Source organism: Vibrio sp. A8-1 (assembly GCF_013048685.1).
Taxonomy (GTDB): domain Bacteria; phylum Pseudomonadota; class Gammaproteobacteria; order Enterobacterales; family Vibrionaceae; genus Vibrio; species Vibrio metschnikovii.
The window spans coordinates 14,852-39,825 of sequence record NZ_VHTC01000021.1; the positions used below are offsets into that span (position 1 = coordinate 14,852).

Consider the following 24,974-nt stretch of genomic DNA (forward strand, 5'->3'; position numbering starts at 1 on the left):
GTTGGTATTGATGCGACTCAAGATGCCTTTTTCTCGTTAATGTTTGCCATTGAGGTGCTCCGTTGTCCGTTGTTTCACAAGTGATATATTACACCAAAGGTGACTTTTTGCGTCGCTTGATAGCGATTGCTTTGCCGATTACTTTACAAAGCATTATGTTTTCTAGCCGCGGGCTAGTGGATGTGTTGATGCTGGGGCAGCTCGGTGAGGCAGAAATTGCGGCGGTTGGTGTGGCGGCAAGAGCTACGTTCGTGACCACAATTATGCTCGTAGGAGTAACTACAGGTGGGGCACTATTAACCGCTCAATATTGGGGAGCAGCGAATAAACAGGGGGTGAGAGAAAGTACCGCCTTAACTTGGTTGGTGTCGATGTTGTTTGCGGTATTAACGGTGGGTTTATTTTTATTTTTTCCACAGCAAATTATGGCATTGACCACCGATTCGGCTCTCGTTAATCAACTGGGCAGTCAATATCTCGTTATTACCTCTTTTAGCATGTTAGCGGTTGCCTGTGTCAGTAGTATGGCGGTCGGCCTACGTGCGATGCATAAGCCAGGCATTAGTACTTTTTTCAGTGGTATTGGGATTCTGGCCAACGTATTTTTGAACTGGGTGCTAATTTTCGGCAAATTAGGCTTTCCAGCACTCGGCATTCAAGGCGCAGCGATTGCAACGTTACTCAGTGGTTTTCTTGAAGTGGGCTGTTTGTATGGTTACTTATATTGGAAAAAGCATCTATTAGCTTTTGGACTACTTGATGTAAAAGCGGTTATGGTCTGGCAAACCATTGAACGATTTCTACGCTTATCACTCCCGACGACGTTTAACTTTTTAGCATGGGCTGGGGGGTTATTTGTTTACCACGCCATCATGGGCCAAAGTGGAGTGCAGGGGCTGGCTGCCTTATCCGTCATGACGCCTGTTGAATCGATTTCTTTGAGTTTTCTAATTGGTATGTCTAATGCGGCCGCAGTACTGATCGGCAATCAGTTAGGCGCTAAGCAGTATGATGCGGTTTATTACCAAGCCATTGGTGTTACGGTGCTGAGCCTGCTGTCTGGGATACTGGTTGCTATGGTTCTGTTTATTGTGCAGATCCCTATCTTAAATGCGTTTAGTGCTCTGACCACAGAAACTCGTCAGTTAGCAGAAAAATTCATTGTGATTTTAAGCCTTGGTATTGTCTTGCGTTCAGTACCCATGACAGTGATTGTCGGAGTCCTTCGTGCTGGAGGCGATGTCAAATTTTGTCTTGGACAAGATGTGGTTGCGCAGTGGATTATCGGTATCCCTCTGGCGGCGGTTGCCGCTATCTATTTTAACGTTAAACCTGAGTGGATTTATTTGTTGTTTTTAGTCGAAGAATTGATCAAATGGGTCGGCTCATTATGGCGAATGATCAGTAAAAAATGGATGCGGAATTTGATCGGAAACTAGACACATAACAACAAACTGGTGCAATTGTGTTCATATTCTGTGATCTACAGCCAAAATACTTCCTACCCGAAGGGATTTAGTGTAGATTCTCAATCCTAATTTTAAGCAATGGTGTGAGCGGTTTAATGTTACAGCTGATAGACCTGAGCAAAGGTTTTGTGGATGGTGATGAGTTCCACCCTGTGTTACAAGGTGCAGAGTTGACGTTAAATCAAGGTGATCAGTTGGCATTAATGGGTGAGAGTGGCTCTGGCAAAAGCACCTTACTCAATTTGATCGCTGGTTTAGATAGTGTTGACTCGGGGGAGATTTGGTTTCCCGGCTTTGCGATGCACAGTACATCAGAGCATAAACGCACCGCCTTTCGGCGTAATAACATTGGTCATATATTCCAACAGTTTAACCTGTTGCCGACCTTAAATGTCGCCGATAATATCCGCTTCTGTCGGCAACTTAAAGGTTTACCCGAAGACCAAGGTTTATTGAGACAAATTCTCTCCTCATTAGATTTAATGCCGCTTTTAGGTCGTTATCCTGAAGAAGTGTCGGGCGGTCAACAGCAACGAGCGGCAATTGCTCGTGCTTTGTATATGGAACCCAAAATCCTTCTAGCGGATGAGCCAACCGGTAGCCTTGATGAACGCAATGCTGAAGCAGTGATGCGCTTACTGACTTCATTAAGTCGTCAGTTACAATGTACCTTATTGTTAGTCACTCACAGTGAAAAAGTGGCGCAGCACATGGAAGGTTGTATTCGCTTACAAGGAGGAAGGTTGCATGTTATTGCCCGTAGTTAAAGCGTTACTTGGGCATTATCGTCGCTACCCGTTACAAATTTTTCTCGTCTGGCTGGGTTTAACACTCAGTGTTTCTTTATTAGTTGGTGTGACGGCGATTAATCATCATGCGAAACAAAGCTATCAGCATGGTGAAAAACTGTTTGCCAATCCTCTTCCTTATCGCATTCGACCAAAACATATTGCTAATAAAATTCCTCAAGGTTTTTACGTTCAGTTACGTCGAGAAGGGTTCCATCAATGTGTGCCTATTGATCATTATCGCTTAACCACGACAACTGGCACGGAGTTTTCGCTTTTAGGGATTGACCCAGTAGCGATGCTCCCCCTTAATAATCGTCAGCCATTCAATGAAATTAGTACGTTAGCCTTATTTAAATCGCCACATCCGATTTTAGTCAGTGATGGCTTTGCAACGTTACAAGGTTGGAATAATGGCGACTACATTCCATTACAAGATGGCAGCCTGCTTGGCCCACTATTGATTGATACCAATGGGTTGATTCATGGTACACGAGTCGTTGCCGACCTTTCATTGGTGCGCAGTATTCGTCAAAGCTCTGGGTTATCGGTGATTGCTTGCGGTGATATGCCGAAAGAGAAATTGCAAAGATTAACCGATAGCTTACCCAGTGGAATGGCGTTAGTACGCACCACGCGTAGTGAGTTAGAGTCACTCACCCAAGCTTTTCATATGAACTTAACCGCACTGGGTATGCTGTCTTTTTTAGTCGGTATGTTTATTTTCTATCAAGCCATGTCGTTATCGTTAATTCAGCGTCAGCCATTAGTGGGGATCTTGCGACAAACTGGAGTTTCTGGTTGGCAATTAGCGCAAGCGTTATCGATAGAATTGATCGGTTTGATTTTAATCAGTTGGGCCTGTGGTAACGTTTTGGGGTTAGTTTTGGCCAACCAATTATTACCCTCGGTATCTGCTAGCTTAAGCAATTTGTATGATGCAAACGTAGGACTTTCCGTTGGGTGGAGCTGGCGCTGGAGTAGCTATAGTTTACTGATGGCTACTTGCGCTGCATTAGCGTCTTGTGCTTGGCCGTTAATTCGTCTGCTCAAGTCTCAACCGATCCGGTTAACCACACGTTTGTCTATGGTTCGTTTTGCTGGCTCAGAATTTACCTTTCAAGGATTAGTGGCTTGTGGCTTGCTCGTCTCAGCCATCGCGATTTATCAAGCACCGAAAAGTCAAACCTCTGGATTTGTGATCATTACCTTAATGCTCCTCAGCGCGGCGTTGTTAACACCTTATTTTATTTGGAAACTGTTTGTCAGTTTTTCTTATACTTTACGTGGCGTAAAAATACGTTGGTTTTTTGCGGATGCGGCTGCCAGCATGAGTTATCGAGGCGTTGCGACCATGGCGTTTATGTTGGCGATGACGGCGAATATTGGTGTAGAAACCATGGTCGGCAGTTTTAGAGACACCACGGATAAATGGTTGAATCAACGATTAGCTGCGGATATTTATCTTTATCCAACCAATAGTTCGGCAGCACGGATGACACAATGGCTGACTCAACAACCTGAAGTGCAAGAAGTCTGGCATCGTTGGGAAAAAGATCTCGCCAGTGACAAAGGTATGATCCAAATGGTGAGTACAGGCGATTCTGAAGGTGAGCGGCAATCATTAACCATTAAAGTCGGTGTTCCGGATTATTGGTATCTTCTTCATCAATCTCGCAGTGTAATGATTAGCGAATCAATGGCGTTACGGCTTGGCATTCGTCCGGGTGACTATATCGATTTATCGATGCCTTTAGGACAACATTGGTTAGTGGTCGGGGTGTATTATGATTATGGTAATCCCTACCATCAAGTCATGATGTCTCACCAAAGTTGGTTGCACGGTTTTATGAGTAGCGGCAATGTCTCTTTAGCGGTGACGCTTAACGCTGATCAGGTAACGGAGGGGGAAGCATTATTGAAACGCTTAAATAGTGTCTTTCGTCTTAATTCTGAGCGTGTATTTGATAACCGTTCTATTCATCATCAAGCCATGCAGGTATTTGATCGCACGTTTGCTATCGCTGATAGCTTAAGTAACATTACGCTGTTTATTGCTGTGTGTGGGATATTCTTTGCAACCTTAGCGGGAGAGGTCTCTCGTCAGCGGCATATCTCCCTTTTGCGTTGTTTGGGTGTATCAGGTAAAGAGTTAGTGGTGATTGGTGCGTTACAGCTATTGGTTTTTGGGTTGATTTCCTTATTGATTGCCTTGCCGCTAGGTTTGGCATTAGCAACACTGGTGATTGATGTGGTGATCCGTTACTCATTTGGATGGAGTATTGAGTTGCAACTGATGCCAGCCGCTTATGCAAAAACGGCTATGTTATCGATGCTGGCACTGATTATTTCTGGGGCGCTTCCTGTGATGCGTTTAGTTCGTCAGTCGGCGATTAAATCATTAAGGGATGCATTATGAGTAATAATATGAATCACAAGCGATGGCTGATAGTGGTTGTTTTGGCCGCACTTGGTTTATTGATTGGATTCCTTGTCAGTCATTTTTTGACCTTATCGGCTGACCGTTTGTCATCGGTGACTCATTCCATCGATGAGCAACAGGTTTTTGCTTTTCCCTCTGCCGATAATCCCGTTCGTTTGCCACAAGATTTTGCTTTGCATCCCCAGTATCAACATGAATGGTGGCATGTTTTCGCGAATGTACAAGATGAACAGGGGCAAGAATACGGGATAGTATGGAATTTCTTTAAGTTGGCGAACGATTCCGAGCAAGGCGTCGGCTGGCAAAATTCGCAACTATTTTTATCGCATGTTGCGGTGGCGAATGCTTATCAAGTTTGGAAAGAGCAACGTATTGCCCGAGGGGGGATTGGTCAAGCCGATGTGACAACACCGCCATTTCGGATGTGGATCGATAACTGGCATTGGCGATCATTAAGTGCGGGGCCATTGCCGAGTCAGTTAGATATTGCCACCGATAACTTTCAGTTGGCGATGCATATGACACCTAAAGGTCCTTATATCTTACCGGGCGAACAAGGGTTTCAGCGGCGACAAAATCATCATTCATCACTGGCTTCTTACTCGGTATATGCGCCATTTGTCTCTATTCAAGGTACATTACGTTTAACGCCTTATACACAACCGATAGCCGTACGTGGTCAGGCATGGATAAGTAAAGAGTGGGGCAGCCGACTGATAGGCCAAGATCAGCAAGGTTTAGATTGGTTTGTACTGCACCTTGATCAACAACGAACGTTGAGTGTCACTCGACATCGCTATCTGCATCAAAGACCTCATATTTATGGCACCTTGGCGAGTAAAGATGGAAAGGTGACTCATTTGACTGAGCAAGAAATCAAGATGATACCACTGCCATCCGTCAAACTTGCCAATGGCAAAACGTTACCTTTGCAATGGCAGGTCGTGATCGCTAAAGAAAATATCGATATTACCTTGAGTCCACTGAATCCTAATCTGTGGTTAGACTTCACCCAGCCTTATTGGCAAGGGCCCATTCATTCTCAAGGCTCGCATTCTGCCCGCGGTTTTATGCAGCTGACGGGCTATTAGTTTGATTTTTGTCTGTGTATTTTGGCCTAACCCTTCAGGCAGCGTTGGTGGCTCCTTTCTGCCGCGTTATCGGCTTATCAGGTAGCGTTACTACATTCCAACGCTTATGCCTTGTATAAAAAATAAAAAACCACTAACTGCTGTAAAAATCAGCTCGAAAGGTTAACAGACCCTAGCTCATGCCTTTTATTGTGTTCAACGTTTAAGCGTATGACGACTCAATAGTTGATTTATCTCCCCATCTTCTGTTTTTACCTCATGTTTACCGGTACAAGCATGACTGTTCATTTTATCGTGTCTTGACTTCTTTCGAATTCTGATTCCCCTCCTTTAAAATTGATATTGTCATTTTAACTATTTGATAAGTTTTATTTTTATAAATGATCTTTTGATGTAATTTTTGAGTTAACATATTTTATTACATTATTTTTGTCTGTTTTAACGACGGAAATTACGTTTTTTTTGTCTTTATAGATCGGATTTTCCGATGTTTTGTTTCATTAGAAGCGATTTTTAAACCGAGCAGCGAGTGAGTAGACTCAATCTCATCTTCTTGTACCGGATTTATTGTGTTTAGTGTCGTTAGGTACATTTCATCGTTGATTCTTATCATCACAAAGGACGATATCCCCATGATACGCATGATTCGTAGTTTCTTTAAAACAGAAGCCGCGGGTGGAGTGTTATTAGTTATGGCTGCTATTGCGGCTATGTTGATTGCCAATTCACCTGTTAATGAGCTTTATCAGCATGCTCTGCATGCTTATGTCTTCGGTATGTCTCTCTCTCATTGGGTCAATGATGGGCTGATGGCGATTTTCTTTTTATTAATTGGCCTAGAAGTAAAACGCGAATTAATCGAAGGATCGCTAAAATCAAAAGAGCAGGCTTTATTCCCAGCCATTGCTGCTTTAGGGGGAATGTTAGCGCCAGCATTGGTTTACACTTGGTTTAATTCAGCGGATCCTACGGCAAGCCAGGGATGGGCGATTCCTGCGGCCACCGATATTGCCTTTGCTTTGGGGATTATGGCGTTACTGGGTAATCGAGTGCCTGTGAGTTTGAAGGCTTTTCTATTAGCGTTGGCGATTATTGATGACCTTGGCGTGATTATTATTATTGCCCTATTTTATACCAGTGAGCTATCGAGTTTTGCGTTAGCAATGGGTTTACTGACGGCTGGTGGTTTATACTTACTTAATCGTTACAGGGTCACGTCGTTAGTGCCATACTTGATACTTGGCGCAATATTATGGTTTGCTGTCCTACAATCAGGGATTCATGCCACCCTTGCTGGCGTGATGATCGGTTTTGCGATTCCTTTGAAAGGTAAACAGGCAACCTCTCCATCGCCATTAAAGCGCTTAGAGCATTGGTTACATCCATGGTCAACGTTTGCCATTCTGCCGCTGTTTGCTTTTGTGAATGCGGGGATCTCGTTAGAAGGGATCTCGTTAGCGGGATTAACATCAACGTTACCTGTTGGTGTCGCGTTAGGGCTTTTTGTCGGTAAACCGCTTGGCATCTTTACCTTTAGCTGGATTTCCGTCAAATTAGGGATGACAAAGTTACCAGAAGGTATTGATACTCGGCATATTTTTGCTGTCTCGGTGTTATGTGGTATCGGCTTTACGATGTCGATCTTTATCTCTTCGTTAGCGTTCGGTCATGCTCATCTTATTTTGGATAACTATGCCCGTTTAGGTATCTTGATTGGGTCAACCGCTGCGGCGCTGGCGGGCTATATTATGCTACGTGCTACGCTACCGAAAAAAGTATTGCTTGATGAGCCTATTTTAGTGAAAGAGATCAAAGCGAAGTTCTAATCACTCAAGGCTTCGCTAATCGAGTCAGCGGATTAAACATAGTGTGATTGGATAGTGGCTTAATGTTTCAAGAGATTGCTATCCTATGGTATTAGAGCCTTAGTTAAGGAGATACTAGGCCTTATTGACTGTTCGAGCCGTATACATGGGTGATAACAGTAACGTAAATTCTGGTTGGTGCTGAACAACGATACATGTGCCTATCTTTATCTTGTGTTAATGTGTCATGGTTTATAGAAAAATCCCTTGACAGGTCAATATACTCTCAGAAAGCATAAAACTTTGTTTTTATGCTTTCTTGTTTTAGGAAGAGTAAGCTACTCTTCATGTAAGTTGTTTATATTAAAGTATTAACCTTTTAGGATAATACGTAACACGGTTCGCATTCGCCGTTCAGCTTTATTTTTAGTGTGGTTGTCATTTAATCACTTGCATTAGGGAAACGAACCCTTGTTGTCTACGACAGGATTTCGACGTTTGGAGGTCATTAGATGCTATTAGCATTAATGTCAGGTTTTATTGTTGCTTTTTTTGTACCTTGGCTGTATCGCCAATTAGGTGAGCGTGCAGTATGGTGGGTTGCTTTGCTTCCTGCCTTGCTGTTTGTGTATTTCTTAGGCTTTGTTCCGCAGGTGACGGCTGGGCATAGCTTATTATTCTATTACGATTGGATTCCGTCATTAGGCATTTCGCTTGATATTCGTCTTGATGGTTTAAGCCTATTGTTTGCATTATTGATCACTGGGATCGGTACATTAGTTGTCGTGTATGCAGGAAGTTACCTGTCAGGCCACGTCGATCAGCGTAAGCTAGTGATGTATCTTTGTGCATTTATGGGCGCCATGCTTGGTGTCGTGTTAGCGAACAACATTATGGCGATGTTTGTTTTCTGGGAACTGACCAGTATTACTTCATATATGCTGATTGGTTTTCATCATGAGCAAGAAAAGTCGCGTAAATCAGCCTTGCAGGGACTGTTTGTTACGGTCGGTGGTGGCCTTGCTTTAATGGCGGGAATCATATTACTCGGTCAGATTGCCGGTACCTACCAGTTGGATCAAATTGTCCGTCAAGGAGCAGAAATCCAGCAACATAGCCTATTTTTACCAATGATGTTACTGGTATTGGCGGGAGCATTTACTAAATCGGCTCAGGTTCCATTTCATTTTTGGCTACCAAACGCAATGGCAGCACCAACGCCAGTTAGCTCATTCCTACATTCCGCTACGATGGTGAAAGCTGGTATCTATTTAATGGCTCGCTTACAACCAGTCATGGCAGGAGACAGTACTTGGACGATGCTGCTCGTTGGCGTCGGTGCATTGACGATGTTGGTAGGCTCGGTAATGGCGGTGACGAGTACCGATCTAAAACGTATTTTAGCTTATACCACGGTTGCTTCTTTAGGCACCTTAACCTTATTAATAGGGATTGGTACGGAAGCGGCGTTAATTGCCGCCATGGTGTTTTTATTGGCCCATGCACTGTACAAGGGGGCTTTGTTTATGGCAGCCGGTACGGTGGACCATGAGACCGGAACCAAAGACATTCGTCAGTTGAGTGGTTTACGGCGCAGCATGCCACAGACGGCGATTTTTATGTCACTAGCGGCATTAGCTCTAGCAGGTATTCCACCGGTTTTCGGTTTTATTGCTAAAGAAGCGATGTTAGAAGGGCTGTTAACCAGTCCATGGCAAAGTGCATTACTGTTTGTTGGCGTAGTCTCTTCCATCTGCTTAGCGGCTTGTGCCGGACTGGTTGCGATTAAGCCGTTTTGGGGAGAGGTGATCACAACGCCGAAAGAAGCCCATGAAGCTCCTTTTGCTATGCGGATTGGTTTTTCACTCCTCGCAAGTTTAGGGCTAATCTTTGGTTTGATTCCATCCTTGGTTTCACCACTCATTACTGCTGCGGCTTCATCCATTTCTGGGTATAAGGTTGATCCTATCGCTTTATCTTTATGGCATGGATTTAATTTGCCTTTACTGCTCAGTGCCGTCGCATTAGCAGGGGGCTATTTACTCTTTAAACGCTGGGGCCGTTTAGCGCCTAAAGCTATTTTGGCTAAGCCTTTACTTAATTATGGCCCAGAAAAAGGCTACGACCTCTTTATGCAAGGGTTAGTGATTTTTTCTAAATGGTTAACAGGCCGTGTGCAAAATGGTTATCTTTCCAATTACATTTTAACCATCTTTATTACCACCATTGTATTGGTTGGCTACACCATTGCCACGCGCGTTGGTTGGTATGGTACGCTGGATTTTTCTGGCGTTGAGGTTTACGAGATTCTGATCTCGGGCATCATTATTGCGGTAGTGAGTTATGCCTGTATCACCTCGCAGCGTTTGGGTGCGGTTGCAGCGATCGGCGCACTAGGCTTTAGTATGGCGTTGATTTATGTCTTCTTTAGTGCCCCTGATTTGGCGATTACCCAGATACTGATTGAAACGCTAACGGTGATCATGTTGGTCTTTGTATTGTTTAAATTGCCGCGTTTTCAACGCTTATCAAGTTCAGACGTTCGTTGGCGTGATGCTTTTGTCGCCATTGTGTTTGGTGGCATGATGACATTGCTGGTGATGACCGTGACTCAATTTGCCGAACCCGATCGGATCAGTGATTACTTAATTGAAAATAGTTATGTGATAGCAAAAGGACGCAATATTGTTAACGTAATACTGGTTGATTATCGTGCGTTAGATACCTTGGGTGAACTATTTGTTCTTGCTTTGGCCGCCATTGGAGTCACGGCGATGATCAAGTTGGAGAAAAATAAACCATGAAAACAGATAGTGCGTTAATTCTACAAGTCGCGGCACGATTTCTATTACCAATGTTGTTGCTGTTTTCGATTTTCTTATTGCTGCGTGGACATAATGAACCGGGGGGCGGCTTTATTGCTGGTCTTGTTGCCTCCAGTGCTTTTGCCTTGCATCTGTTTGCTTTCACACCAGTCCAGACCCGACGTCTGATTGGTGTCGATAGTTCACAACTGATGGGGGTTGGATTAATGATTGCCATGTTTAGTGGTGTGATCGGTGTGATTCTGTCAGGCAGTGAATTTTTGACCAGCGTCTGGTGGACGGTTTATCTACCTGGCGTCGGTGAACTGAAATTGAGTACACCATTATTATTTGATATCGGGGTTTATCTGGTCGTTATTGGTATGGTAACGACGTTATTGCTGACCCTTGCTGAAGTGGAGGATTAAGTAACATGACCACTTTATTTGCTTTCGTGATTGGCGGATTGTATGCCGCCGCTCTATTTATGATGTTACGTCGCAGTATTGTTAAGCTTGTTATTGGTTTAATGATCTTATCCAATGCGGCTAATTTACTGATCTTCACCGGAGGTGGGCTAGTGAGAGGTGCTCCGCCGTTGATCCCGGTAGGAATGACCGTACCGTTTGCTGAGATTGCTGATCCACTCCCACAAGCTTTGATATTAACGGCGATTGTGATCAGCTTTGGCGTACTGGCTTTTGCCGTAGTACTGATACATCGCGCCTATAAAGTCATTGGTGCGGATGACATGAACAAAATGAAGACGACAGATACTCAATTATGATGTTATTAATGCCTATTCTTATTCCTATGTTTGCAGCGGCATTATCGATGGTCATTTGGCGTCATCGAAAGCTGCAACGTTGGGTCAGTGTGCTTTCCAACTCCACACTATTGATTGCTACGTTGATTTTATTCCACAACGTGTATTTAAATGGAATTCAAGTTACTCACTTGGGGGGATGGCAAGCGCCGTTTGGTATCTCCATGGTCGCCGATTTACTGGCGGTGACGTTAGTTACGTCTTCTGCTTTTGTTGCGTTATGTGTTTCCATCTATGCATTGGCAACCATGAGCGAAGAACACGAAGCGTTTGGTTTTTATCCATTATTGCATCTGATGCTGGCTGGGGTGATCGGTGCTTTCTTAACCGGCGATATCTTTAACCTCTACGTTTGGTTTGAGATCATGCTGGTTGCGTCATTTGGTCTATTGATCCTTGGCGGTGAACGAGCCCAAATGGAAGGGGCATTAAAGTATGTGACCCTAAACTTATTATCATCGGCGTTATTTTTATCAGCAATTGGCTTGTTATACGCTTATGCTGGCACATTAAATATGGCTGATTTAGCGCAAAAGCTAGCGGCATCCGACAACCCACAAATTGTTACGTTAATCTCGTTGCTCTTTTTGGTGGCGTTCGGGATTAAAGCAGCAGCGTTCCCGCTGTTTTTCTGGCTACCAGCATCTTATCACACACCACCAGTAGCGATTTCTGCGATTTTTGCTGGCCTATTAACTAAAGTTGGCGTCTATTCGTTGTATCGCGTGTTTAGTTTGATTTTTATCTCCGATGTGGCATTTACTCACCAAACTATTTTGTTATGGATGGGGATCTTCTCCATGGTGGTGGGTGTGTTAGGGGCTGCGGCTCAATTTGAGGTTCGACGTATCCTCGCTTTCCACAGTGTCAGTCAGATTGGTTATATGCTGTTAGGCTTAGCGTTGTTCACACCGTTAGCTATTGCTGGTGGTATTTTGTACGTCGTACACCACATGATTGTGAAAACTAATTTATTTTTGATCAGCGGCGTGATGTATCGTCGTCACGGTAGCTACCAACTGGATAAGTTAGGTGGGTTATACCGTAGTGCGCCTTTATTAGCGTTCTTGTTTGCGATCAGTGCTGCATCGTTAGCTGGGCTTCCGCCATTCTCTGGTTTTATTGCTAAATATGTGGTCATAACCGGAGGGATTGGTATTAGCCATTGGATTGCCGTTGGTTCTGCGTTAGCGGTTGGCCTTCTAACACTTTATTCAATGATTAAAATTTGGGCAGAGGCTTTTTGGAAGAAATTACCTGATGATGCGCAAACGAATTCACCGATGAGTGATAGTGAACGTTTCTGTATGTACGTTCCAATCATCCTTATGGTGTTAATGAGTGTTACCATCGGTTTATGTGCAGAGTGGTTTATTCAGCTGATGAATGCTACCGCTGAGCAGGTGATGAATCCACAAGTTTATATTGATGCGGTACTTGGAGGTCAGTCATGAAAGCCTTTGGATGGAATATGCTGCTTGCCTTGGTATGGCTCATCTTATCGGGTACCTATACCATCTCTAACTTATTTGCTGGCATGCTGATGAGTTACGTGATTTTGGCTTATTTGCTACGAGATAGCCCAACGTTTAAAGCCTATTTTAAAAAATTACCGAAAGTGATCAGTTTTGGACTGTTTTTCATTTGGGATTTAATTAAGGCTAATGGGCGAGTGGCTTATGATGTATTAACGCCGACGCATTTAATGAAACCAGCCGTGATTGCGATTCCTCTCGATTTACGAGACGAAGGGGCGATCACTATGTTTGCGACATTAATTACCGTCACACCGGGATCTTTGGCATTGGATGTGGCCACCGATAGAAGCGTGTTGTATGTCCATTTAATGTACTTTGAGAATGAAGCTCGTCAGATTGAAGAGTTCAAGCGTCTTGAAGCTCGTGTGATTGATTTACTGGGGTAACAGACTATGTTGAATATTGTTTATACCCTTTGCTTTGCCATGTTAGCAATTAGCTTGGTTTTGGCAACGGTACGTTTATTAAAAGGTCCATCTTTACCTGATAGGGTGGTGGCCTTAGAGTTAATGGCCTCTTTAACCGTTGGCTTAGTCGTGCTCTACAGCATTCGCTATCAACAGCCTTATTTTATTGATGTGGCGATTGTGTTGGCCTTAACGTCATTTATGGCAGCGGTCGGTTTTTCCCGTTATTTAGAAAAACGAGGACACAGAGACGATGACTGATTTAATTATTGCGATACTCATTCTTACCGGCTCATTTTTAATGTTGCTAGCAGGCATTGGTATTAACCGTATGCCAGATTTATTAACTCGCATGCATGCAACAACCAAAGCTGGGGCATTGGGTGTTGGTTTGATGGTGGTGGCGTTTGCTGTGGTTAACTGGGGAGATATGGCCTTTGTGGTACGAGCTCTCGCTGTAGTGGTATTTGTTATCTTGACGGCACCGATTGCTGCTCATGTTTTAGCTCGCGCTAGTTATTTTGTTGGCGTACCACAGTGGGATGGTGTCGTGAAGGACGTGATTAAAGAGCGTTATGATCTAGAAACGCATGAATTGGCCAGCCGTCATTTACCCGTCAAAGAAGCCGAGCCCGCGGGTAAAGAGAACGACAACAAAAACTAGGGTTAATCAACGCTAGTTACTTTTTTATTACGTTTAATCATCAACCTCTAGCGCATGGATCATGCGCTAGAGGTTTTTTACCACTTATTGCTCAATAGTCTCTACGATGCAGGGATTATTTGGCTGAATGATAGAATAAAAATCATTGCGAACACGGTCAATTTTATGTTAACGTCCGCCTCAATCTCGGACTGCGTTTTCTGGGGGATACGCGTGGTGAACATTCAGGCTGATTGCGGCACCACGTAGGGTAGGTATCAGCAAACCTTTTGCTGATAGACGGGATACTCTTGCTGTGGAAACAGCATGTGAATGGGAAACCCAACATTGAACTCACTTAACTTACACACATTAATAATCAGCTTTGTGCTTCCTCTATGCCCTGTTTATCAAGACAGCAGCATAACCGAACCTTGATTCTCTGTTTTAGTGATTTGCCATTTACGCTAATGGCCCGTATTCCGAAGGTGTCTTACGACAGCATCGGAAATTTTGCTATTTGTCATTTTTCCTCGCACGACGACGAACAATGGACAGAATTTTAACCATTTCAAGGTGACGAAGATGAGTACAGCCTTTGAAGTCGATAACACTATCGCAACCTGTTTTTCCAACCAAGTACCAATACTAGATGGTCTTTATGATCTAACGCCTGATCAAGTTTTGCTTGATCAAGCTGAACACGAATCCGCGGTACGTTCTTACCCACGTCGTTTACCGATTGCGATTAAACAGGCTTTTGGCTGTTTAGTGGAAGATACCCGTGGGCAGCTTTTCCTCGATTGTTTAGCTGGCGCAGGAACGCTTGCGTTAGGCTATAACCATCCTGAAATCAATCAAGCGTTGAAAGACCAGCTCGATTCTGGCTTGCCTTATCAAACCTTGGATATAGCGACTACGGCAAAAACCCATTTTATTAAAACAGTGAAAGGATTTTTACCGACAGAACTTGCTGAACAGTGTGTCATTCAGTTTTGTGGTCCTTCTGGTGCGGATGCCGTCGAAGCCGCGATTAAATTAGCCAAGCAAACGACTGGTCGTAATACCATGTTTGCGTTTCGTGGCGCTTACCACGGCATGACCAATGGGACGATGGGTATGATGGGCAACCTAAATACCAAGGCACGTCGTACCGGTTTAATGTCAGATGTGCATTTTATGCCCTTCCCATACAGCCTGCGTTGTCCGTTTGGACTCGGCGGTGATGAGGGAGCCAAAGCCAGCATTCGTTATATAGAGCGCTTATTGCATGATGACGAAGCCGGTATCATGAAACCCGCAGCCATTATTGTCGAGCCCGTGCAAGGTGAAGGTGGCGTTATCCCTGCGCCAGCATTTTGGTTACGTGAATTGCGCCGTATCTGTGATGAACATGGCATTTTACTGATTTTCGATGAGATTCAGTGTGGGGTTGGTAAATCCGGTTATCACTTTGCGTTTGAAGAGTCAGGAATCATCCCTGATGTACTTTGCTTATCAAAAGCGATTGGCGGTGGTTTACCTATGTCGATTTTGGTGATCAATAAACAGCACGATACATGGCGTCCAGGTGAACATACGGGTACTTTCCGCGGTAACCAATTAGCGATGATCTCTGGGGCTAAAGCACTAGAAATTATTGTTCGCGATAATTTGGTTGAGCACGCCAATATTGCGGGACAATACTTACGCATGGGCTTAGAAAACATTCAACGCCGTGTGAATTGTATTGCCGAGGTTCGTGGTAAAGGTCTGATGCTTGGCTTAGAAATTCAAGATCCAAGTGGTGAGCTTAATCAATTTGGTGAGCCTAAATCGGCACCGCAATTAACGCTGGCGATTCAACGCGCCGCATTAGAGCGCGGACTAATTGTTGAGAAAGGCGGACGTGATGGTTCGGTGATCCGCTTCTTACCACCATTGATCATCTCTTTCGAGCAAATTGATTTTGCATTACGTGTGTTAGAAGAAGCCATTCTTGCGGCTGGCGGAGGCTCGAAAGAACCTGAAGCCGCGAATGACCAGTGGAAAAAGCATTTTATCCATACTGGGCATTTAGGCAGCCAAGCGTTCGCTCAAGTAATGAATCACACTACGGCTGCAATGAAAGCAGTATTTGAGCAAGTTAATGCGCCTTATTCGGGGTTAGAGCCAAAGATCCTCGAAAATGCGATTAACGCCGTTGATCTGGATAATAAAAATGCGTCTTTGCACGATGTGATTTCAGATACTGCTGAACTGATTGCTAAAAATTCAATCATTGTTCAGCATCCAGATTGTATTGCTCACTTGCACACTCCACCATTGATGCCATCGGTAGTGGCTGAGGCGATCATCGCGTCACTCAATCAATCCATGGATTCTTGGGATCAATCTTCTGCGGCAACGTTTGTTGAGCAGAAAGTGGTCGATTGGATGTGCGAAAAATACCAGTTAGGCGCTCAAGCGGACGGTATTTTCACCAGTGGTGGCACGCAAAGTAATCAAATGGGTTTAATGTTAGCCCGTGATTGGATTGCCGATAAATTAAGTGGTCATTCGATTCAAAAACTTGGTTTGCCTGACTATGCCGATAAGCTGCGGATTGTTTGCTCGAAAAAATCACACTTTACGGTACAAAAATCCGCCTCTTGGATGGGCTTAGGTGAAAAAGCCATTCTTGCTGTGGACGCACTGCCAAATGGCACGATGGATGTCACTCAGCTAGACGCTGTGATTCACCAAGCGAAAGCGGAGGGGTTAATACCTTTTGCGATTGTGGGTACGGCAGGAACAACCGATCACGGTGCCATTGATGACTTAGTGGCGATTGCCGATGCCGCTCAGCAACATGATCTATGGATGCACGTCGATAGTGCTTATGGCGGCGCGCTGATTTTGAGCAGCCATAAACAGCGTTTAAATGGTATCGAACGCGCTCACTCTATTAGTGTCGATTTCCATAAGTTGTTTTTCCAAACCATCAGTTGCGGTGCGTTACTACTGAAAGACAAACATAACTTTAAATACCTGCTTCATCATGCGGATTATTTAAACCGTGAACACGATACGTTACCAAACTTGGTCGATAAATCGATTGCGACGACCAAACGCTTTGATGCGTTAAAAGTGTTTATGACTATGCAAAACGTGGGACCACAACAAATGGGTGCCATGTATGATCACTTGCTTGAGCAAACTCAACAAGTGGCGCAGCTAGTTCGCCAGCATGACGCTTTTGAACTGTTAGCTGAACCTTGTTTATCTACCGTGTTGTTCCGCGCGGTAAACACACAAGCGTCTGATTTAGATGAGCTGAACAAAACCGTTCGTCTGCAGGCCTTGGTACGCGGTGTCGCTGTACTTGGCGAAACCATAGTGGATGGCAAAACAGCTTTGAAATTCACAATCTTGAACCCATGCTTAAAGATTTCAGATTTTGAATCTTTACTGGCTAAAATTGAAACTCTAGCGGTTGAGCTAGCGAAATAAAGGTAACGGATACTATGTCAATTCTACAGATTGGTGCGGGCGGTGTTGGTTGGGTAGTTGCTCACAAAGCAGCGCAAAACAATGACGTACTGGGTGATATTACCATTGCTTCTCGTTCTATCGGGAAGTGTGAGAAGATCATTGAATCCATTAAAGGTAAAAATAACCTTAAAGATTCGACTAAGAAGCTAGAAGCTCGCGCAGTGGATGCCGATGATGTTGCTGCACTTGTTGCGTTGATTAATGAGGTGAAGCCTGATCTAGTGATCAATGCTGGTCCTCCTTGGGTTAACGTCACAATTATGGAAGCTTGCTACCAAGCAAAAGTCTCTTATCTAGATACGTCAGTGGCTGTTGACTTATGCACAGAAGGGCAGCAAGTACCAGAAGCTTACGATCCGCAATGGGCATTTCGTGATAAGTTTAAACAAGCAGGTATTACCGGTATTTTGAGTGCGGGTTTCGATCCAGGTGTGGTGAGTGTATTTGCCGCTTATGCGGTCAAACATTTATTTGATGAAATTGATACCATCGACGTGTTAGATATTAACGCGGGCGATCATGGTAAAAAATTCGCCACCAACTTTGATCCAGAAACTAACTTACTGGAAATTCAGGGTGACTCTTTCTATTGGGAAGAGGGACAGTGGAAAAGCGTTCCTTGCCATACCCGTATGCTGGAGTTTGATTTCCCTAATTGCGGTAACTTTAAAGTCTATTCAATGTCTCATGACGAGATTCGTTCGCTACAGGAATTTATTCCAGCTAAACGGATTGAATTCTGGATGGGCTTTGGCGATCGCTACCTGAATTACTTTAATGTGATGAAAGATATTGGTTTACTGAATCCAGAGCCATTAACTCTGCATGACGGAACGGTAGTGAAACCATTGCAAGTGTTAAAAGCCATGTTACCCGATCCAACGTCACTCGCTCCTGGTTATACCGGATTGACCTGTATTGGTACTTGGGTTCAAGGTAGAAAAGACGGCAAAGAACGCAGTGTCTTTATCTATAATAACGCTGATCACCAAGTGGCTTATAAGGATGTTGATCACCAAGCAATTGCTTACACGACGGGTGTACCTGCGATTACTGCTGCGCTACAGTTTTTCCGTGGTGAGTGGGCTGAAGCTGGAGTATTCAATATGGAGCAGTTGAATCCCGATCCGTTCTTAGAAACCATGCCATCGATTGGTTTGGACTGGGATGTGATTGAACTTGAGCCAGGACAGCCTGATATTAAAATTCTCAAGTAATGATCGCTGAGGGCATCCTAGAACTGATTGCTTGGATATTGATTCTAGAGATGTGAAATAAATACCGCGTGTTTAAAACAGCAGCTACTGAGTAGCGGCTGTTTTTTCCTTTTTAGGATATTTCCAGTAACGAAAGTCACTGGATATGAATAGGAATAAAATCAGATGCAAAAGAGTGAACTAAACACCCCTTACTTCATGATCGATGAAGCGAAGTTGATCGCTAATTTGGAAATCGCTAAGCGTTTAAAAGAACGTTCAGGGGTTAAATTAGTGCTAGCATTGAAATGTTTCTCGACTTGGGGCGTGTTTGACATCATTAAGCCTTACCTTGATGGCACGACCAGCTCGGGCCCGTTTGAAGTCAAGCTAGGTTATGAGAAGTTTGGCGGTGAAACTCACGCTTACAGTGTTGGTTACAGTGAGCAGGATGTTAAAGAGGTTGCTGATATTTGCGACAAAATGATCTTTAACTCTCAATCTCAGTTGGCGGCTTATCGCCACTTGGTGGAAGGTAAGGCATCACTAGGTTTACGTTTAAATCCGGGAGTGAGTTATGCGGGGCAAGATTTAGCTAACCCTGCTCGTAAATTTTCTCGTCTCGGAGTACAGTTTGATAAGTTAGATACCAGCGTTTTCGACTCTATCAACGGTGTGATGTTCCACATGAACTGTGAGAACAAGGATGTGGACGCATTTATTGCGCTGCTTGATGCGATTTCTGAAAAGTTTGGTGCTTATCTCGATAAACTTGACTGGGTAAGCTTAGGTGGCGGTGTCTTCTTTACTTGGCCGGGCTACGATGTAGATAAACTCGCCGATGCGCTGAAAGCTTTTGCTGATAAGCACAAGGTTCAGTTGTATCTTGAACCGGGTGAAGCGATCATCACTCAAACCACAGATTTAGTCGTGACCGTTGTTGATATTGTAGATAACGAAATGCAAACCGCGATTGTTGATTCGGCGACAGAAGCGCATCGTCTTGATACTTTGATTTATCGTGAACCAGCATCGGTACTTGAAGCCAATGAACAGGGTGAACATGAGTATGTGATTGGTTCTTGCTCTTGTCTTGCTGGTGATCAGTTCTGTGTTGCCAAGTTTGCTGAGCCATTACAGATCGGGCAAAAGCTGCATATCATGGACAGCGCCGGTTATACCATGGTGAAGCTAAACTGGTTTAATGGCCTAAAAATGCCATCGGTGTATTGCGAGCGCCGTGATGGACAAATCATTAAATTAAATGAATTTGGTTATCAAGATTTTAAACGTTCTTTGTCTCAGTGGTCGGTTTAACTTTTGTTTGCTTATCACTGCATAGCAATTAGGGAGGCGTTTGCCTCCCTTTGTTATTTTATTGGACCCATTTTATTTAAGATTCCAACATCACTCGGGTATCTTCACTGAGTGCTTCCAGCTCTTTAATGACATCTTCAATCCGGATTTCTGCTGGTAAACGAATGGCCATCGTTGAACTAAATAGGCTCGAGCTTACGCCACCACCGGTTGCTAAAAACACTCGTTGACAATCCATATCAAGAATATTGATCCCTTGCCCATCAAGTAAATGGGTGATTTCATTAACAATCCCAAACCGATCATTGGCATCTAAGCGGACGTGATAAATCTGCTCTTCTTGGTTTGTTTGTGCTTCACAATCAATAATTTGTACCAGCAATTCGGAGTGAGATTGAAAGGCGGATTTCACTATGTCCGCGTTGTTTTGCGGTACTTCAATTTTAATCACCGCGGCCACTTGATTGTCGATGAAGTTGACTTTGCTGATTAGCCATTTGCCCTCATTTTCATGAGTGATCGCCGCCAATTGCTTGATCGTTGCGGCAGTGGCTGTGCCAACAAAGTTTACAATAAAAGTACTATTCATAATGACCTCCTAGCATAGCCTGAACGCTTATTATCAGTGTAGGCGGTTATGATGAATAAAAATTGAGGTAGGTCAATGTTTGCGAAAAGGATACCGATCAAGGTCTGATAATTCTATTTTTCGCACAAAAGTCATTGAATAAGGTGACCTTTAGCGAAAAGGCCATCTTGAGAATCCGTTAAAAAGAAATTTTAAAATCAATACCATAGAACTGACTATCGTATTTTGCACCGGAATTGAGGGCAAATTTAGCCGCATTGCTATCACCAAACCAAGGTGTACTTTGGAATGTCACTTCAGCACTACCACCCCAAGCATCACTGACCCAACTATGAATGTGTCCAACAGGATTCAACAGAAAGAGGCTGACGCTGCCTAGACGTTGAGAACCAAATACTTCACCACCATTGGCGACAATGTCTTGCTCTTTCTCAAACATCAGTTCTCCGACTACCGCGCCAAAGAAAGGGGTAATAAAGAGGTCTTGCCAAGAGGGGACTTCAGCAAACGCTTCTACACCATACTCCCAGAAGAAACTCGACATCGTGGCCGAATAAAGAAAAGACTCAAATTCATTAAAGCCAGCATGTCTTGCCGCGGTGTAGTACACCCCGCCAAAATATGGATGCATAATATAGTTCAGAAAATGCTCATCGCGATCCCACGTTGGTCCAGAAGTGACATTATCTTTCCATTTTCGGCCTAAGCCACTTAGATTGCGGTCCTCTTCATCCCATTTTGTGATCGATTCAGGGAGCAGAGTCATCAATCCTACCGTCGCAACACTGAGTCCTAATATGGTGTATGTTTGACCTCTTAAATAAGCCCAGTCCCGAGTATCTGAAATGGTTAAATAACGCGGTAGTGATGAATCTTCGATCTTTAGTGTTGGTTGTTGCTTTAATGGTGTAACAAAAGTGAGTTGCGAAGGAACTACGGCTTCTGGCTGATGACAAACGACTTGTAGACAGTCGACATTATAAGATAACTCTATATGTTGGGGCATTTGATAGTACGCCGCATTGGCATAAGAAGTGCAAGATAATAGCAATGCAAGACTATATTTTTTAGGCACAAAACGCTCCAATCATTAAATAAATCGTTGTTGATGGGGTCAAACGGTTGAGTTTTTAGCTCGCTCAACATGCTCAGTAGTATAAAGGGTTAATTATCCATGAAAATGCTCATGATGAAAATGATCAATAGGCTTATTCATTGAACGACTTACCGCTTGCGGTCATTTTCAGTGTTCAAGTATAGCGTTGGTTCGGATTTAAGCATTCAACCAAGTATATCTAATGCCATCGGTTGGTTATACTGATGGCTATAATGAGAAACGAGTACTCAAATAAGGTCAAACTATGCTCAAGATAGCAATGTTAAGTACTGGAGAAGAGGTATTGCATGGTGACATCGTCGATACCAATGCGGCTTGGTTATCACAGCTATTTTTTGAAAATGGCTTTAGTCTCACCAAACGTTCTACGGTAGGTGATAGTCAATCTGCCTTGGTCGAAGAGTTGTTAATGCTCAGCTTCAATAATCAGGTCGTCATTGTGAATGGTGGATTAGGCCCGACCAGCGATGATCTCAGTACAGCGGCGGCGGCTCAAGCCGCTGATCAACGTTTAGTCGTCTTTCCTGAATGGGTTGAAGTATTACAACGTTTTTTTGCTCAGCGCCAAAAAACCATGCCAGACAGTAATCTTAAACAGGCGATGTTACCAGAGAAAGCGACCCTGATTGATAACCCTATTGGTACCGCATGTGGATTTAAATTGTCTATCAATGATTGCTGGTTTTATTTTACGCCAGGGGTGCCAAGCGAGTTTAAGTTGATGGTTCAGCAACAGATTTTGCCAGACCTACAACAGCAGTTTCCGCAACAAGTCGGTTTTGAATGCAGCAAGTTGTATACGTTTGGTAGCTCGGAATCCGGGCTTTCCGATAAGCTTGATAAGTTACAGCTTCCACAAGGTTATCAACTTGGCTATCGCTCGTATTTGCCTTTTATCGAAATTAAACTTTTTGGCCCGGCTAATGATTTAGCGACACGAGTCAGGGTATTACAGCTGATTCATTCGCATATTGAAGCTTATGTGGTGAGTGTCGATGAACCTATGCTGACTCATCTTGGGCATTTATTGCGAGATAAAGGACTGTCGTTATCGATAGCTGAGCAGGCGACGAAGGGATGGCTTTCCTATTGGTTACTCAGTGATGAGCAAATTGCTCGCTTAAGTGGTCATAGTTGGATATTAAGTCATGGTGCTGAAGCCGGACTGAGTGAACAAGAGCCTCTTGCTGCGGTATTTGCGTTGGCAGGAGCGACAAAAGAGAAGTGTGCCACAGATCTTGCGTTAGTAAGTGGTCCACTGCAAGACGATGCCTTTTGTTTGGCATTATCGACCCCTCATGGCGAATGGGCACAACAGTTAAAATTTAATCGTACTTATTCTGCAGACGATCAAAAGCAGCTGATCGCAACCATTGCGGGGGATATGCTACGTCGTTATTTGTCAGCGAAGCCGATATTCGCTCACTATAGCAGTGTAACGAGCCTTAAAGAGATGCATTTACCAGCTAGCATGCTCAATAAACAACCATCTTGACCTGATAAGATGGTGATTTACCAACTTATTACCAGAGACGTTTTAGATAAGCCGCAGTATGCCTAATTAGTCTAAATAGTAACCGTTTGATTTGCTGAAGCTTGCCCTTTTAGCTGAAAAAATGATCGATCCAGCGAGTGAATTTATCTGTAGACTAACAACTCGCTCGATTCATTTCGGCAGGAGGCTGGTATGTTCCATCAATCTAAAATTCTCGTTTGGTATAAAGTCGCAAGTCAAAAAGTTATCTTAGGTGAGGCGTTAATTCATCAACATCAAGATGTGGTTTCACTTTGGCTGCATACCCCAATAGAAGAACCGAATAGAGAGGATTGCTCACCAAATCAATACGGTTATCAATTGTCTCTATTTGATGATGGGGGAAGGGAGATTGCGCAAAAATCGGTATCAGGAAGTACGGTCGATAGACTGTTATTTGGTATTAAAGCCAGCGCATAGTGCTGGCTTTAGATAAACACGAGAAGTTAAGCGCGCTTGGCTTTTGGGCGATAATTCACCCCAACCAGCTCAAGTGCGCTTTTTGCTTTGCAGATACAGGGTAGAATTTCATTACCTTGCGTATAAGCCATCGCAAAACCAACATATTCCACTTCACCGGAAACAAGGGTGCAGCGGCACGCGCCACAGTGCCCGTCTCGGCAATTATATTCTGGCTCTAACCTCGCTTGTTCCATGCTTTCTAGCAGCGTATTAGAGGAATTAGACTCAATGGTTACGGTATTGTTGATTTTGATACTGGCCATTACAGTTGGAAATCCTCAAAGTCATCAGCATTGACTTCATTATCAATTTGACCGACTAAGTACGAACTTATCTCCGCTTCTTGTGGGGCAACTTGAACATTATCAGAAGATAACCACGCATTAATCCAAGGGATCGGATTACTGGTTGCTTTTGGATAAGCTGGCTCTAGGCCGACGGCTTGCATGCGGATATTCGTAATGTATTCAACGTATTGGCATAAGATGTCGCGGTTTAGACCAATCATCGATCCATCTTTAAATAAATACGCTGCCCACTCTTTTTCTTGTTCAGCTGCTTCTTTGAACAAATCAAAACATTGCTGCTTACATTCTTCAGCGATTTGCAAGAAGGTGAAATCATCCAATCCGTTACGAAGCAGATTAATCATATGCTGTGTACCGGTCAGATGTAATGCCTCATCACGAGCAATCAATTTAATGATTTTCGCATTCCCTTCCATCAGTTCACGTTCGGCAAACGCAAACGAACAGGCAAAACTAACGTAAAAACGAATCGCCTCTAGCGCATTAACCGACATCAAGCAGAGATAAAGCTTCTTCTTTAACTCAGTCAAACTAACATTAATCGTTTCATCATTAAGCTGGTGTTTCCCTTCACCAAAACGATGATAATCATTCGTCGCTTGGATTAAGTCATCGTAGTAATGGGCGATGTCTTTTGCACGCTTAAGGATATGCTCATTTTCAACAATATCATCAAATACAACCGCAGGATCATTGATGATATTACGAATAATATGTGTGTAAGAGCGAGAGTGAATCGTTTCAGAGAATGACCACGTTTCAATCCACGTTTCAAGCTCAGGTAATGAGACTAAAGGAAGTAGCGCAACGTTCGGGCTGCGTCCTTGAATAGAATCGAGCAGAGTTTGATATTTTAAATTAGAGATAAAAATATGCTTTTCATGATCAGGTAATTTACCATAGTCGATTCGGTCGCTCGATACATCGACTTCTTCTGGTCGCCAGAAAAAGCTTAATTGTTTTTCGATCAGTTTTTCGAAAATTTCATATTTTTGCTGGTCATAACGAGCAACGTTGACTGGTTGACCAAGAAACATAGGTTCTTTCAGTTGGTCATTTTTTTTCTGAGTAAAAGTGCTGTAAGCCATAGTGGTTTCATCCGTTTAGCCCCTTACTCTGCAAGG

General features: G+C 43.6%; 21 protein-coding genes. 17 read left to right on the forward strand and 4 right to left on the reverse strand.

Annotated features, from left to right (window positions below; all coding sequences use genetic code 11):
* The first annotated feature begins 62 nt into the window (after nucleotides 1-62).
* The 15 genes from FKN93_RS11975 to nspC all read left to right on the forward strand — a co-directional run bounded on the left by FKN93_RS11975 (nucleotide 63) and on the right by nspC (nucleotide 19,840).
* The gene (locus FKN93_RS11975) at nucleotides 63-1,439 is read left to right on the forward strand and encodes an MATE family efflux transporter (RefSeq protein WP_170905177.1); all 1,377 of its coding nucleotides are present in this window, start codon (nucleotides 63-65) and stop codon (nucleotides 1,437-1,439) included.
* A gap of 125 nt (nucleotides 1,440-1,564) precedes the next feature.
* Entirely contained in the window at nucleotides 1,565-2,236 is a 672-nt protein-coding gene (locus FKN93_RS11980) for an ABC transporter ATP-binding protein (RefSeq protein WP_004395380.1), read from the forward strand.
* Entirely contained in the window at nucleotides 2,217-4,676 is a 2,460-nt protein-coding gene (locus tag FKN93_RS11985; protein WP_170905178.1) for an FtsX-like permease family protein, read from the forward strand. The genes FKN93_RS11980 and FKN93_RS11985 overlap by 20 nt, the downstream gene beginning before the upstream one ends.
* Nucleotides 4,673-5,791 carry a lipocalin-like domain-containing protein gene (locus FKN93_RS11990; RefSeq protein ID WP_170905179.1) on the forward strand — a complete coding sequence of 373 codons (1,119 nt, stop codon included), beginning with the start codon at nucleotides 4,673-4,675 and terminating at the stop codon, nucleotides 5,789-5,791. Before FKN93_RS11985 ends, FKN93_RS11990 begins: the two co-directional genes overlap by 4 nt.
* 632 nt (nucleotides 5,792-6,423) lie before the next feature.
* Nucleotides 6,424-7,617, forward strand: a complete 1,194-nt coding sequence (gene nhaA, locus FKN93_RS11995) for a Na+/H+ antiporter NhaA (RefSeq protein WP_170905180.1) — start codon at nucleotides 6,424-6,426, stop codon at nucleotides 7,615-7,617.
* 491 nt (nucleotides 7,618-8,108) lie between these two features.
* On the forward strand, nucleotides 8,109-10,400 hold the full coding sequence (locus FKN93_RS12000) for a putative monovalent cation/H+ antiporter subunit A (RefSeq protein WP_170905181.1): 2,292 nt from the start codon (nucleotides 8,109-8,111) through the stop codon (nucleotides 10,398-10,400).
* Nucleotides 10,397-10,828: a Na+/H+ antiporter subunit B gene (locus tag FKN93_RS12005; protein ID WP_040904350.1), complete on the forward strand. Its 432-nt coding sequence runs from the start codon at nucleotides 10,397-10,399 to the stop codon at nucleotides 10,826-10,828. Before FKN93_RS12000 ends, FKN93_RS12005 begins: the two co-directional genes overlap by 4 nt.
* Nucleotides 10,829-10,833: 5 nt before the next feature.
* The gene (locus FKN93_RS12010) at nucleotides 10,834-11,187 is read left to right on the forward strand and encodes a Na+/H+ antiporter subunit C (protein ID WP_154168320.1); all 354 of its coding nucleotides are present in this window, start codon (nucleotides 10,834-10,836) and stop codon (nucleotides 11,185-11,187) included.
* Complete coding sequence (locus tag FKN93_RS12015) at nucleotides 11,184-12,680, forward strand: Na+/H+ antiporter subunit D (RefSeq protein WP_154168318.1); 1,497 nt, start codon at nucleotides 11,184-11,186, stop codon at nucleotides 12,678-12,680. Before FKN93_RS12010 ends, FKN93_RS12015 begins: the two co-directional genes overlap by 4 nt.
* A complete protein-coding gene (locus tag FKN93_RS12020; RefSeq protein WP_040904346.1) occupies nucleotides 12,677-13,150 on the forward strand; it encodes a Na+/H+ antiporter subunit E in 474 nt (157 codons plus the stop codon). The genes FKN93_RS12015 and FKN93_RS12020 overlap by 4 nt, the downstream gene beginning before the upstream one ends.
* A 6-nt stretch (nucleotides 13,151-13,156) precedes the next feature.
* Entirely contained in the window at nucleotides 13,157-13,432 is a 276-nt protein-coding gene (locus FKN93_RS12025; RefSeq protein WP_040904345.1) for a cation:proton antiporter, read from the forward strand.
* A complete protein-coding gene (mnhG, locus tag FKN93_RS12030; RefSeq protein ID WP_154168316.1) occupies nucleotides 13,425-13,835 on the forward strand; it encodes a monovalent cation/H(+) antiporter subunit G in 411 nt (136 codons plus the stop codon). Before FKN93_RS12025 ends, mnhG begins: the two co-directional genes overlap by 8 nt.
* Before the next feature lie 564 nt (nucleotides 13,836-14,399).
* Nucleotides 14,400-17,285, forward strand: a complete 2,886-nt coding sequence (locus tag FKN93_RS12035; RefSeq protein ID WP_170905182.1) for a pyridoxal phosphate-dependent class III aminotransferase — start codon at nucleotides 14,400-14,402, stop codon at nucleotides 17,283-17,285.
* A gap of 14 nt (nucleotides 17,286-17,299) precedes the next feature.
* Nucleotides 17,300-18,544, forward strand: coding sequence for a carboxynorspermidine synthase (locus tag FKN93_RS12040; RefSeq protein WP_170905183.1), 1,245 nt, complete (start codon nucleotides 17,300-17,302; stop codon nucleotides 18,542-18,544).
* A gap of 165 nt (nucleotides 18,545-18,709) precedes the next feature.
* Nucleotides 18,710-19,840 (forward strand): carboxynorspermidine decarboxylase, encoded by a 1,131-nt coding sequence (nspC, locus tag FKN93_RS12045; protein WP_161426559.1) that lies wholly within the window; start codon nucleotides 18,710-18,712, stop codon nucleotides 19,838-19,840.
* Between the two features lie 76 nt (nucleotides 19,841-19,916).
* On the opposite strand, the gene FKN93_RS12050 is transcribed toward nspC, so the two are convergent.
* Both FKN93_RS12050 and FKN93_RS12055 read right to left on the reverse strand, forming a co-directional pair.
* Nucleotides 19,917-20,429, reverse strand: a complete 513-nt coding sequence (locus FKN93_RS12050; protein WP_004395364.1) for an ACT domain-containing protein — start codon at nucleotides 20,427-20,429, stop codon at nucleotides 19,917-19,919.
* 178 nt (nucleotides 20,430-20,607) lie between these two features.
* Complete coding sequence (locus FKN93_RS12055; RefSeq protein ID WP_158143932.1) at nucleotides 20,608-21,504, reverse strand: DUF3943 domain-containing protein; 897 nt, start codon at nucleotides 21,502-21,504, stop codon at nucleotides 20,608-20,610.
* 286 nt (nucleotides 21,505-21,790) lie between these two features.
* Between FKN93_RS12055 and FKN93_RS12060 the strand changes: the two genes are divergently transcribed.
* Together FKN93_RS12060 and FKN93_RS12065 are read left to right on the forward strand one after the other, a co-directional pair.
* Entirely contained in the window at nucleotides 21,791-23,041 is a 1,251-nt protein-coding gene (locus FKN93_RS12060) for a CinA family nicotinamide mononucleotide deamidase-related protein (RefSeq protein WP_170905184.1), read from the forward strand.
* 192 nt (nucleotides 23,042-23,233) lie between these two features.
* The gene (locus FKN93_RS12065) at nucleotides 23,234-23,500 is read left to right on the forward strand and encodes a hypothetical protein (protein WP_040904342.1); all 267 of its coding nucleotides are present in this window, start codon (nucleotides 23,234-23,236) and stop codon (nucleotides 23,498-23,500) included.
* A gap of 26 nt (nucleotides 23,501-23,526) precedes the next feature.
* Here FKN93_RS12065 and yfaE read toward each other — a convergent pair whose 3' ends face one another.
* Together yfaE and nrdB are read right to left on the reverse strand one after the other, a co-directional pair.
* A complete protein-coding gene (gene yfaE / locus FKN93_RS12070) occupies nucleotides 23,527-23,805 on the reverse strand; it encodes a class I ribonucleotide reductase maintenance protein YfaE (protein WP_110167010.1) in 279 nt (92 codons plus the stop codon).
* On the reverse strand, nucleotides 23,805-24,938 hold the full coding sequence (gene nrdB, locus FKN93_RS12075; RefSeq protein WP_004395360.1) for a class Ia ribonucleoside-diphosphate reductase subunit beta: 1,134 nt from the start codon (nucleotides 24,936-24,938) through the stop codon (nucleotides 23,805-23,807). Before nrdB ends, yfaE begins: the two co-directional genes overlap by 1 nt.
* Nucleotides 24,939-24,974 lie beyond the last annotated feature (36 nt).